Origin of the sequence: Rufibacter psychrotolerans, from assembly GCF_016924645.1 — a bacterium.
Classification (GTDB): Bacteria; Bacteroidota; Bacteroidia; order Cytophagales; family Hymenobacteraceae; genus Nibribacter; species Nibribacter psychrotolerans.
The window spans coordinates 1-11,689 of the sequence record NZ_JAFFJV010000017.1 but is presented as its reverse complement, the minus strand read 5'-3'; the positions used below and the strand labels follow the sequence as shown (position 1 = coordinate 11,689).

8 protein-coding genes are annotated in these 11,689 nt (G+C 53.4%); 5 read left to right on the top strand and 3 right to left on the bottom strand.

Annotated features, from left to right (window positions below; translation table 11 throughout):
- The first annotated feature begins 344 nt into the window (after nt 1-344).
- Nucleotides 345-800, top strand: a complete 456-nt coding sequence (locus tag JT718_RS16345; RefSeq protein WP_205503861.1) for a hypothetical protein — start codon at nt 345-347, stop codon at nt 798-800.
- A 54-nt stretch (nt 801-854) separates the two neighbouring features.
- A complete protein-coding gene (locus JT718_RS16340) occupies nt 855-5,789 on the top strand; it encodes a PAS domain S-box protein (protein ID WP_205503860.1) in 4,935 nt (1,644 codons plus the stop codon).
- A 1,109-nt stretch (nt 5,790-6,898) separates the two neighbouring features.
- Here JT718_RS16340 and JT718_RS16335 read toward each other — a convergent pair.
- Both JT718_RS16335 and JT718_RS16330 read right to left on the bottom strand, forming a co-directional pair.
- Nucleotides 6,899-7,360: an RES family NAD+ phosphorylase gene (locus JT718_RS16335; RefSeq protein WP_205503859.1), complete on the bottom strand. Its 462-nt coding sequence runs from the start codon at nt 7,358-7,360 to the stop codon at nt 6,899-6,901.
- Nucleotides 7,357-7,782 (bottom strand): Xre family toxin-antitoxin system antitoxin, encoded by a 426-nt coding sequence (locus tag JT718_RS16330; protein ID WP_205503858.1) that lies wholly within the window; start codon nt 7,780-7,782, stop codon nt 7,357-7,359. The genes JT718_RS16335 and JT718_RS16330 overlap by 4 nt, the downstream gene beginning before the upstream one ends.
- A gap of 324 nt (nt 7,783-8,106) precedes the next feature.
- Between JT718_RS16330 and JT718_RS16325 the strand changes: the two genes are divergently transcribed.
- Nucleotides 8,107-9,393 carry a dicarboxylate/amino acid:cation symporter gene (locus JT718_RS16325; RefSeq protein ID WP_205503856.1) on the top strand — a complete coding sequence of 429 codons (1,287 nt, stop codon included), beginning with the start codon at nt 8,107-8,109 and terminating at the stop codon, nt 9,391-9,393.
- A gap of 46 nt (nt 9,394-9,439) precedes the next feature.
- On the opposite strand, the gene JT718_RS16320 is transcribed toward JT718_RS16325, so the two are convergent.
- Nucleotides 9,440-9,811 carry a winged helix-turn-helix transcriptional regulator gene (locus tag JT718_RS16320; RefSeq protein WP_205503854.1) on the bottom strand — a complete coding sequence of 124 codons (372 nt, stop codon included), beginning with the start codon at nt 9,809-9,811 and terminating at the stop codon, nt 9,440-9,442.
- Between the two features lie 117 nt (nt 9,812-9,928).
- On the opposite strand from JT718_RS16320, the gene JT718_RS16315 reads away from it, so the two are divergent.
- A complete protein-coding gene (locus JT718_RS16315; protein ID WP_205503852.1) occupies nt 9,929-10,561 on the top strand; it encodes an NAD(P)H-dependent oxidoreductase in 633 nt (210 codons plus the stop codon).
- A 104-nt stretch (nt 10,562-10,665) separates the two neighbouring features.
- Entirely contained in the window at nt 10,666-11,616 is a 951-nt protein-coding gene (locus tag JT718_RS16310) for an aldo/keto reductase (protein ID WP_205503850.1), read from the top strand.
- Nucleotides 11,617-11,689: the final 73 nt, after the last annotated feature.

Genomic DNA, 11,689 nt, shown 5'->3' with positions numbered 1-11,689 from the left:
GCTTGAGGCGAAGTAATAAGTAAAAAACTTGTTTTCTCTCAAAGCCATAGAACGTGTTTTCCTCCTAAAATACCGTATTTGTTCGTAAATCAATGGTGGAATATCGGCTTAGAGAATTGTGTTCCTTTGTGTAAGAAAAAAGATATAAGTTCCAGCCTTGCTTATGAAGTCTGCTGCCGTAGTGCCTTTGGAAGTGTTGAAAGCGTTTGAGACCGTGCCAGACCTATACCTGGTGCTGTCTCCTGAGTTGGAGGTACTAACCGCCTCAGATGCCTTCCTGCGGGCTTTCCGGTCTGGCCGGGAAGAGTGGGTGGGCAAAAACCTGTTCGGGGGGGGGGGTAGCCTTGCCCCGCAACCTGGGCCGCCAGGTTTTTGCCCCCGCAAAAGTGGAAGGGGCCTTCCGGCAGGTGCTCTCCGGCAAAAAGCCGCACCAGTTGTCCCTGCACCTCCACAGCGAATTCCCCTGCACCAACGGCACCACTGAACCAGGGCAAAAGTTCCTGCGCCTGCACCTCACGCCCGGATTCAACGGCCACGAGGAACTCCAGTACCTGCTGGTAAAGGTGGAGGACCAGACTGAACTGACCCTGTGCCGGGAAACGGTACAGGCCATCACCCGTGATGCCATTCAGCCCAAGAAAGCCGAGGAAGAAGTAAAGCAGAACCAGCAATTGCTGCAAGCCACCCTGGACGGCTCCCTGTACTACATTCAGGCCTTCCAGGCGGTGCGGGACCAGGCCGGAAAGATAGTAGACTTCACCTGGGTATTCACCAACCGTGTGTGGAACGAACACTATTGAGATGTAATTGGCAAGAGCCTGTTGCAACAGAACCCTGCAGTGGTAGAAACAGGCTTGTTTGAAAAATTTGTGCAGGTAACGGAAACGGGCATCACCATAGACCTGGACCATTACTACTCGCATGAGCAATTCCATGACCAATGGTTCCACCAGACCCTGGTGAAGATGGGCGATGGCTTTGTGATGAATACCGAGGATATCACCGAGCGGAAGAAAAGCGAACAGGAAATTCTTCGCCTGAAAAATGAAATAGCCCAGAAAACAACCGATAAATACCAGGCATTATTCAATTCCATTGACGAAGGTCTTTCGGTATTGGAGATGATTTATGACGATGCTGGCAAACCGGTTGATATGCGGTGCGTAGAGGTAAACCCAGCCTTTGAAAGAATTACCAGCTTTAAAAACATAGCCGGCAGGTTGTGCAGCGAATTGGTTCCGACCGAACAGTACTGGCTCGATGCCTATGACACCGTCATTAAAACCGGTACGCCGCTACGGCATGAAAACTACCATGCGGGAACCAGCCAATGGTTCCGCACGCACACCACCAGAGTAGGCGGGCCGGAGAGCCGGGTGGTGGCCAATGTGTTTGAAGACATCACTGAACGCAAACAGCGGGAGCTACACCAGGAGTTTCTACTCAATTTCTCCGACACCTTGCGTACATTATCAGGTAAGGAAACAATTGAAAACACTAGCTTACGACTGATCTCCGAATTTTTTGGACTAGATCGTTCTTATATTGCTACAGTAAATAAATCGGGAAACCGGGCAGTGATCGGGGCTGAGTATAATCCCAATGGGCTGCCATCTCTTATAGGAGACTACCGCCTGTCAGATTTTCCCAAAAGTGTCCGGCAGATTGAGGAAGGAACACTTGTTATTGAGAATGCGGATACAGACGCCACTCTTTCAGATTTAGATAAAGCATCCTTTGCTGCCATAAAACTGGCTGCAGTTGTTTCTTGCTGCCTTCGTCAAGGTGAAAGAAATGTAATATGGTCGTTTGCTCCGGCAAGCTCCACTCCACGTACCTGGACAAATGATGAAGTGAAGCTGATTGAAGAAGTTACCGAACGTACCTGGGCAGCAATTGAAAGAGCTAAGGCAGAAGAAGCGCTGCGTAAAAGTGAGGAAAAATACCGCACGTTGTTTGAATCCATCAATCAAGGTTTTTGCATTAGCGAAGCGATACTGGATTCTACGGGGAAGGTGGTTGATTATCTTCAACTGGAGGTCAACCCTGCGGTCCTTCAGATCACGGGTCTTAACGGACAGGGCAAACTCGTCAGCGAACTTGTTCCAAATGTAGAACCGCACTGGCTTGAGCCGTACGACCAGGTTTTACGAACCGGCGAGCCGCTGCTAACGGAGAGCTACAACGAATACACCCAGAAATGGTATCAGGCAAGCTACGCTCGGATCGGCGGACCCGGCAGCCGTCTCGTCGGTGTGCTTTTCGAAGACACAACCGAACGCAAACAGCGCGAACGCGAGCAGGAATATTTATTGAAACTGGCGGACGCGCTGCGTCCGCTTTCCGACGCGGTTGAAATTCAGCGCACAGCCATGCGCGTACTCGGCGAACAGTTGCAGGTTGACCGGGTGCTGTATGCCGAAGTTGAAGACGACGGAAAGACATATTGTATCTCAGCCAACTACGTGCGCGGAGCGTATCCCCAACTCCTCGGTCGTTTTCCGACAAGCGAATTCGGCGCGGCGAGCAAAGGGCTACGCACGGGCGAAGCCTTCGCCATCCACAACATGACTTCAGACGAGCGGTTAAGCGAAACGGTACGGGCAGCGTTCATCGCACACGATGTGTACGCTAGCATTGGCGTCCCGCTCATCAAAGCGGGTCGCTGGGTCGCCAATTTAGGTATTCAGCACGGGCAAGCGCGCCAGTGGACGGAGGAAGACATCGCGCTGGTTAAGGAAACAGCCGAACGTACCTGGGCGGCCGTAGAAAGAGCCAAAGCCGAAGAAGCAGTGCAGGCAAGCGAAGAAAAACTAAGCAAGCTCCTTTCGCTCATGCCGGCCGGCGTGTACACCTGCGATGCCGAAGGCCGCATTACCTACTACAACCAACGAGCCGTTGAACTCTGGGGCCGCGAGCCCAAGCTGGGCGATGGACAGGAAAGATTCTGCGGTGCCTTCCGGCTCTGGCAGCCCGATGGTTCCCCCCTCCTGCATGTGCAAACGGCTATGGCCGATGCCGTGGAAAAAGGCATCTCTTTCCGCAACCTGGAAGTAATGCTGGAGCAGCCTAACGGTACCCGTCTCATCGCCAACGTGAACATTGACCCGCTGTTTGATGGCGCAGGAAAAGTGATGGGGGCCATCAATGTTTTTGTGGATATTACCGATAGCAAAAAGACCGAAGAAGCCCTTCGCCAGTCAAAAGAGCGGTTGCAACGGGCCATTTCTATCCCTACCGTTGGGGTTTTATTTTTCGACCTGGAAGGCACCATTCACGATGCAAACGAAGCATTTCAGCACATGAGCGGGTATTCTTACCAGGCGCTTACCAGCGGCAGCGTACGCTGGGATGAAATAACGCCGCCGGAGTTTATGGAGGTTACTTTAAAATCCAGGGATGAGTACTTTACCACAGGCCAGAACACGCCTTATGAGAAGCAGTATATCCGTCCGGATGGCTCGCGCTGGTGGGGGCTCTTTGCCGGCAAGCGCCTGAGCGAGAACGAATACGTAGAGTTTGTGCTGGACATCACCGCCTGGAAAGAAACCGAAAAACGCCTGCGCGAAACCCAGGAAAACCTGTTTATTGCCGTAGAGGCTGCCCAACTGGGTACCTGGGACCTGGACTTGACCAATGACTCATCGGGTCACCGCAGCTTCAGGCATGACAAAATCTTTGGCTATGACGCACCGCAGGAGGAGTGGGGGCAGCAGATTGCCAGGCGGCATATCCTGGAAGAAGACCTGCCCATCTTTGATAAGGCGTTCGCCCGCGCCCAGGAAACCGGCCACCTTATCTTTGAAGTGCGGGTAAAATGGCCCGATGGCAGCATCCACTGGATGGCCTGCCGCGGCCGGTTCTATTTTGACCAGAACGGAAAACCAATACGCGGGGCCGGCGTGAACTTTGACATCACGGAGCGCAAGCAGATAGAAGAAGCCCTCCAGAAATCAGAGGAGCAGTTCAGGAGAGCCATTGAAGACGCGCCCATCCCGGTGATTATGCACGCCGAGGACGGCGAAGTGCTGCAGATAAGCCACTCCTGGACCGAGCTGACCGGTTACCGGCAGGAAGAGGTGCCCACCTTTGACCATTGGCTCACCCAGGCCTACGGCGAAGGGGCTGATCAGGTGCGCAGCCACATGCAGCACCTGTTCACGGGCCACAGACGCACCGTAGACCTTGATTTCCCGGTACGCACCCTCAGGGGCGACCTGCGGCACTGGAGCTTTAGCGCCTCCTCACCGGGAACGCTCACAGACGGGCGTCGCTTCATTGTGGGCATGGCCCTGGACATCACCGAGCGCCGCAGGGCAGAGGAGCAGTTGCAGGAGTTCAATGCCCAGTTGGAACAGCTGGTGGCCGAGCGTACCCAGGCGCTGCAGGAAAGCAAGGAACTGCTGGAAGCCTCCGCCAACACCTCGCCGCTGGGCATGGTGGTGGTAAAAAGTATCCGCAACGCCTCCGGCCGCATTGTAGATTTTGAGTACGTGTGGCTCAACGCCGTGGGCCAGGAAATGGTGGGCGAGGATGTGGTAGGAAGCAGGATGCTGGAGCAATATCCGTATACAAAAAAGATTGGCCTGTTTGCCGCCTATGTGAAAGCTGTGGAACAGAACGGCAGGGTAGACTTTGAGGAATACTTCTCCCCCAGGCAGCGTTGGTACCGGTGGCTGGCCGCCAAACTGGACGACGGATTGTTTATCTCGGTGGAAGACATCACCGAGCGAAAGAAAACCGAAAAAGCCATTGGGGAGAATCTCGCGTTGCTACGGCAAGCCGAGGAGGTAGCCCGCATGGGAAGCTGGGAATATGAACCGGAAACCGGCATGCTTCGGTGGTCAGAGGGCATGTACCGCCTGTTCGGGTTGCCCCTTGCGACCCCGGTGCACCCGCAGACCTATCTGGAGTACGTAGTGGAGGAAGACCGACCCGCCGCTGAGAAGATGGTGGAGGGCCTCCGCGAGGGCCGGGCGCCGCAGGGCGACACCTTCAAGATAATGATTGCGGGCAATGTGCTTATCCTGAAGGTAAAAGGAATAGCGCTGCACAATGACCAGGGGCAGGTGGAGAAAGTGCTGGGCGTAGACCTGGACCTTTCTGAGGTACACCGCCTGGAGCAGGAAAACCTGCAGATTAGGCTGAATCAGCAGAAAGCCTTGTTGCTGGCCATTCTGGAGGCGCAGGAAGAAGAGCGCCGCAGAATCTCAGAGTCGCTGCACAACGGGGTGGCCCAGATCCTGTACGCCACCAAACTGAACCTGGGCCGCGCCAAAGAACAAGACCAGGAAAGCGGCAGGGAAGAAAACCAACCGCTCCAGACCGTAGAAAATCTGCTCACCGAGGCCATCAACGAGACCCGGCGGGTATCGCATGAGCTGGTGCCCATGCTGCTGCAGGAGTTCGGGCTGAAGGTGGCCCTGGAGAGCATGTGCCGCAAGTTTGAGGACAGCGCCTTGTTCCTGCAGTACAAGGTGGAGGGCCTGGAGCAAAGGCTGGAGCCCTACCTGGAGATTGCCCTGTTCCGGATGAGCCAGGAACTGGTCAACAACATTGTGAAGCACTCCGGGGCTACGGCCGCTTCTGTATCGCTTTGCAGAAAAGGAAACCAGGTCCTGCTCCAGGCCAAGGACAACGGCCGGGGCATCCAGAACGTGGCGGCCAACCTGAAAGGCATCGGGCTCCGGTCTATCCAGGACCGGGTGAAGCTGCTCAACGGAACGCTTTCCATTTCGGCCCCCACCTCCGGAAAAGGCACCTTAATCACCATCCAGGTTCCGGTTTAGGGCAAGGGAAATTCTCAAAACAGCCCGCGCCGACCTGTTGCTCCGCAGACCGGCGTGGGCTGTTTTAGCGCGGTTTTTCTTAAAAGGCATCTAAAACGCCTCTGGCCTGAGGGCTGGCCTTTGAGGTACTCCACCCATCCCTCGCTCGCCTCCGGCGCGTGTGAGAAATGGGTAGGTCTCTGGCCGCTGTGCGGGGGGAGTGGTGATTGGGTGGCTCTAGCGCTAATGATTTGGGAATGCCCCCGGCGGCGAGACGCCGCCTTATAGCGCACACTCGCCAGAGGCGAGTGAGGGGAATGCGCATTTGCCTAAGGAGCAAGTGAAAACAGGTCTACTGATTTTTGGAAGAAATGGGCGTAAAACAGCTCTCCTTTCACTGCTTCGTTCGCCGTAGTGGTGGTTCCCTGCCTTCGCCGTTCTTCCCCGTTGTTGGTAGTTCATCACTGTTGTTGGTGTTTCACCGTTGTTGGTGTTCTCACCCACAACACTACCTGCGCCTCCATCTACCTCAAGCCGCTACATCCTACTTCACTGGCTACGCCGTTGTTACTGTTTTCACCAACAGCGCGGCTGCAACACGGAACAGGAGCCGCCAGAGGCGTTTCGCCATTTCGCCGTTGTTGGTGTTCTCACCAACAACCCGAACAACGCTTCACCAGCAACCTCCTCCTTTGAAGGGGAAACGTGTATGTTTCCGCCTGCTGATCAAACCTTGCACAATTTCCTTCTGAGCCGCTACTTCCAACTTCCTAACGCAGAACGCTGAAGTCCGGACTCGCCCTGCTAAAGTTTGTTAGGTTGCTCCTTGCTGTTCCAACTCACCAAAAGGATCAAGAAGAAAAAGAAGCCTGCTGATGCTTAGACAGTCCTTTCTTTATTCCTTGTGACGCCGGGCGCCGCAGTCTGTCTCATAGGGAGCGTGGGCCATTGTTGTGGGAGATGCCACTACTTGCCCCAATGCCTGTGTTGGGTTTCGCATGCGCCCAACTTGGACTTTGGAGCATTCAATTAGATACTGTTAGAGCCGTTGCCTTGCCTTCATCGTACAGCAAACGAGCGTGTAAAAACAGAAGAGAGTTGATTCCTGTTTTACGCCTGGTTTCAGAAAACTACTTCACAAACAGGCGCTCGTCAAAAGGGAAGGGCTCGGTGCTGAGGAGGTCTATCTGGTTGAACTGGGGGTGGCGCGGGTTGAAGAGGTAGTTGAAGTCGCCCTGCACTACGGCCGAGGGAACTTTCATGCCCACGTATTTTCCTTCGCGCACAAAGGCATCGCCCAGGAGTTGGGTAGCGTTGGGGTGAGGGAAAGATTTCCAGTCTTCGGGAAGCTGGTCCAGGGGAAGTTCTTTCAGGGGCAAGTCCCCGGGCACCTCCAGGGTGATGAGCCAATAGTCCAGGGGCACAATGCCCAGGGGGGTGTGCACCGCAATCTCGGTGGTGCACAGTGCCCTTGACTCGCAGGTATACAGCATGGCGGTGCCTTTGCTGTTCCAGCGTCCGCCGGCCAGCTCAGCGCCGCGTCCGGAAAGATCATGTTTGTATTGGCCCTTGCTGAGCCGGTACACTCTCATGCCAGCACGCCGTGTTCAATGCGGGTTAGTTCGTCTTTCACCAGGCCAATCCCGAAGGTAGTGTCCAGCAGGCTTTTGGGCGTGATGCCGCCCAGGGCAACGTTCTTGGCTTCCAGCCAGGCATTGAAACTTTCGGCGTTGCCGAATACCTCGGTGCCGCGTTTGTACAGGAGGGTGACTTCCAAAATCTTTTCTGAATGGATAGGGTCAAACGTTTTCTTTTCCTTTTTGTAGCGCTGAATGGTGCGCTCAGATAAATTCAGGAACACAGACCACTCACTTAAATCAAAAGGGCTTTGGTTGGCGATCTTCATGAAGAGTGGAAATTTGATTCCCTGGCGGACTGTCTCAACCAGCAACAAGATGTCGCGGTCGTCTACTGAAGTGTTAAAAAGGTCTGTGTCAAAGTTGAGTGCCGCCATAAACTACTGATTTAAAGGCAAAGATAACAATTGTCATCAGAATTACGACAAGTGTCAGCGGTAAGTTAAGCCCAAAGGAAAATCTCTTTGCTGAGTCCAAGAATAAAGTTGAAAGGGTGCCAATGAAGTAGCCGCCTCCTCCTTCATTGGTGTACGTTTTTACGCTGAATTCCTGCTACCATTTTAGATCTGTTTTTCAGAAAAAGATCTAAAAATGGAAAGCAATAATTTCCAGGCGAAATAAGCAGGATATTCTTGGGGCCATTCATTTGCGGCTTCCGTAATTAGTGCTTATTCTTAAAGATTAATAACCGCCGTTTTTACATGTCGCAAAAGATTCAGGTTCCTACCGCAAAGAGAAAACCAATTTATAAAAGCCTCTATTTTCAAGTCATCAGTGCCATTGTGATAGGTATTCTGTTGGGCCATTTCACGCCGGATCTGGCGGTCCAGTTAAGACCCTTGGGCGATGCCTTCATCAAACTGGTGAAAATGATGATTGGCCCGGTGGTCTTCTGCACCATTGTCACAGGCATTGCCGGCATGCAGGACATGAAGCAGGTGGGCCGGGTAGGCGTGAAGGCGCTTTTGTACTTTGAGGTGCTCACCACCCTGGCCCTTATCTTGGGGTTGGTGGTGGTCAACATCCTGAAACCCGGGGTAGGCATGCACGTGAACGCCGCCACCTTAGATACCGATGCCCTCTCGGCCATGACCAGCGCCGGGGAAAAAACAGAGAACACAGGAGTAGTGGGCTTTCTCCTCCACCTCATTCCCAACAACATCATGGATGCTTTGGCCAAAGGTGATTTGCTGCAAATTTTGTTTTTCTCGGTGCTGTTTGGCTTTGGTTTGTCAAAAGTAGGTGAGAGGGGCAGGCCGGTGTACGTGGCTATTCAGTCTATCTCCACGGCGCTGTTTGCCGTCATCCACATCATCATGAAAGTGGCGCCGCTGGGAGCATTGGGTGCCATGGCCTACACCATCGGCAAGTATGGCTTGGCTTCCCTGGGTGCGCTTGGGCAATTGATGGGATCTTTCTACCTCACCTGCGTGCTCTTTATAGTAGTAGTGCTGGGAACCGTAATGAAAGTGATGGGCTTCAGCATCTTCAAACTGCTGCGCTACATCAGAGAGGAACTCTTGATTGTATTGGGCACCTCGTCTTCTGAGGCGGCACTGCCAAGTTTGATCGAGAAACTGGAGAAGGTTGGCTGCGCCAAACCAGTAGTGGGGCTGGTAGTGCCTACCGGGTATTCCTTTAACCTGGACGGCACGTCTATTTACCTGACCATGGCGGCAGTGTTCGTGGCTCAGGCTACGGATACGCCACTGGACTTCGGGCACCAGCTTACCTTATTATTAGTGTTGCTGCTTACTTCTAAAGGAGCGGCCGGCGTGACCGGGAGTGGGTTCATTACCCTGGCGGCCACCTTACCGGCAGTAGGGAACATTCCGGTAGCAGGACTGGCGCTGATTTTAGGCATAGACCGGTTCATGAGTGAGGCGCGGGCGCTCACCAACCTTATTGGTAATGCGGTAGCCACCGTCTTCGTGTCTAAGTGGGAAAAAGAGATAGACCTGGAGAAGGCGAAGGAAGTGTTAGGATAGGAGGAAGGTTTCGGGGCTGTTTTGCAGAAAACAGCCCCGAAACGTTTTATACCTCTTCTGGTTCTGGGTGGTAGATGATCTTGTCGCGATGCTTCATGCCCCAATCCCGCAGTTCATTGATGACCGGGGTGAGGCTGTGGCCGTACTCGGTGATGGAGTACTCCACGGTTACCGGCGAGGTGTCATGCACCGTGCGTTTCACCAGTTTGTTCATTTCCAGCTCTTTCAATTCTTTGGAGAGCATTTTGGCGGTAATGCCCTGCACATCGCGGTGCAGTTCTTTGAAGCGTCGCTTGTGCACGCAAAGGGCCACGATAATCGGGATTTTCCATTTGCCACTTAGAATGTCCAGCGCATCCCGGATGGGCAGGATGTGAGTGATGCACAGATTGCGTTCGGTTTTGATAACTGCTTCCATATCAAATTGATTTCATAAGGGATACTAGTATCTAAATGTAAACCAGTATCAATTTGAAACCAAAGGTACGTAAATTTGTTTATACAACAATCGTAGCAACATATATTTTCTAAACAGATGAACTTACTTCAAGATTTGAACTGGAGATATGCCGCCAAGCGCATGACCGGGGAGAAGATTCCGCAGGAGAAACTGGATACCATTCTGGAGGCCATCCGCCTTTCAGCTTCTTCTATGGGATTTCAGCCTTATAACGTGTTGGTAGTGGAAGACCCCGAGATCCGGAAAGAGATCCAGGCCAAAGCCGCCAACCAACCGCAGATTGTAGAAGCATCGCACCTGCTCATCTTCGCCGTTTGGGATACGCTTACCGAAGCACAGGTGACCGAGTACATGCAAAGAATCGCGGATGAAAGAGGAGTAGGCATTGAGACCTTGGAAGGTTTTGCGCAAAGCCTGAAAGGGGTGATCAACAGCAGAACCGCCGAGGAGAACTTCCAGTGGGCCGCCAGACAAGCTTACATTGCGCTGGGAACCGGCCTGGTAGCTGCCTCCGCTGAGAAGGTAGATTCCACTCCTATGGAAGGCTTCAACCCAGCAGCTTTGGATGAATTGCTGGGCTTGCGTGAGAAAGGCTTGCGCAGCATTGCCTTGTTGGCCCTGGGCTACCGCGATACCGAGAAAGATTTTCTGGCCTCGGCCAAAAAGGTGCGTCGCCCCGCCAATGAATTTTTCGTGACTGTAGCGTAACCAATCTCTCTGGAAAGAGAATAACCTATAGAAACCCGCTGAGTTGCCCCATGGTTAACTCAGCGGGTTTTCCCTGATTAGCACCATATATAAATCCTCATACTATGAAAAAGCGTACGCTTGGAAAATCTAGGCTGGAAGTAGCCCCCCTGGCCTTCGGCGGAAACGTTTTCGGCTGGACCATTGACGAGAAAACTTCTTTTCAGCTGCTGGACGCCTTCACCGAATCTGGCTTCAACCTGATTGATACCGCCGACGGCTACTCGGTTTGGGTGCCCGGCAACAATGGCGGTGAGTCGGAGACCATCATTGGGAACTGGCTCAAGTCCCGCGGCAACCGTGACAAAGTGGTCATCGCCACCAAAGTGGGCTGGGAGATTGCCCCCAATAAAAAAGGGCTTAAAAGAGACTACATCTTTGAGCGGGTAGAAGAATCATTGCGCCGCCTGCAAACCGATTTTATTGACTTGTACCAGTCGCACGTAGACGATGCCAGCACCCCGTTTGAGGAAACGCTGGAAGCTTATGACCGACTGATCAAAGCCGGTAAAGTACGGGCCATTGGTGCCTCTAACATCAAAGCCGACCGGCTGAAGCAGGCGCTGGAAACCAGCCAACAGCACAACCTTCCCATCTACCAGAGCCTGCAACCCGAGTACAACCTCTATAGCCGCCAGGAATTTGAAGCTGACTTAGAGCCGCTGTGCCTGGAAGCCGGCATTGGGGTAATCAACTACTACGCCCTGGCCAGTGGTTTCCTCACTGGTAAGTACCGCTCTGAAGAAGACCTGAACAAGAGCCAACGCGGCGGCGGCGTAAAACGCTTCCTGAACGAACGTGGCTTCGGCATTCTCAACGCCCTGGACGAAATTGCCGCCAAACACAACGCCAACCCAGCGCAGGTATCCTTGGCCTGGCTCATGGCAAGGCCCAGCATCACAGCCCCCATCGCCAGCGCTACCAGCCTGGAGCAGTTAGAAGATTTAACCAGAGCCGCCCAACTGGAACTCAGCCACGAAGATATTGCAGCCCTGGACCAAGCCAGTGCTTATTAATATAGAGTAGGATAGGAGCACGCCTCCCCTGAAAACCCGCGACCTGTTTCGGGGCTATTTTCTTGAAAATAGC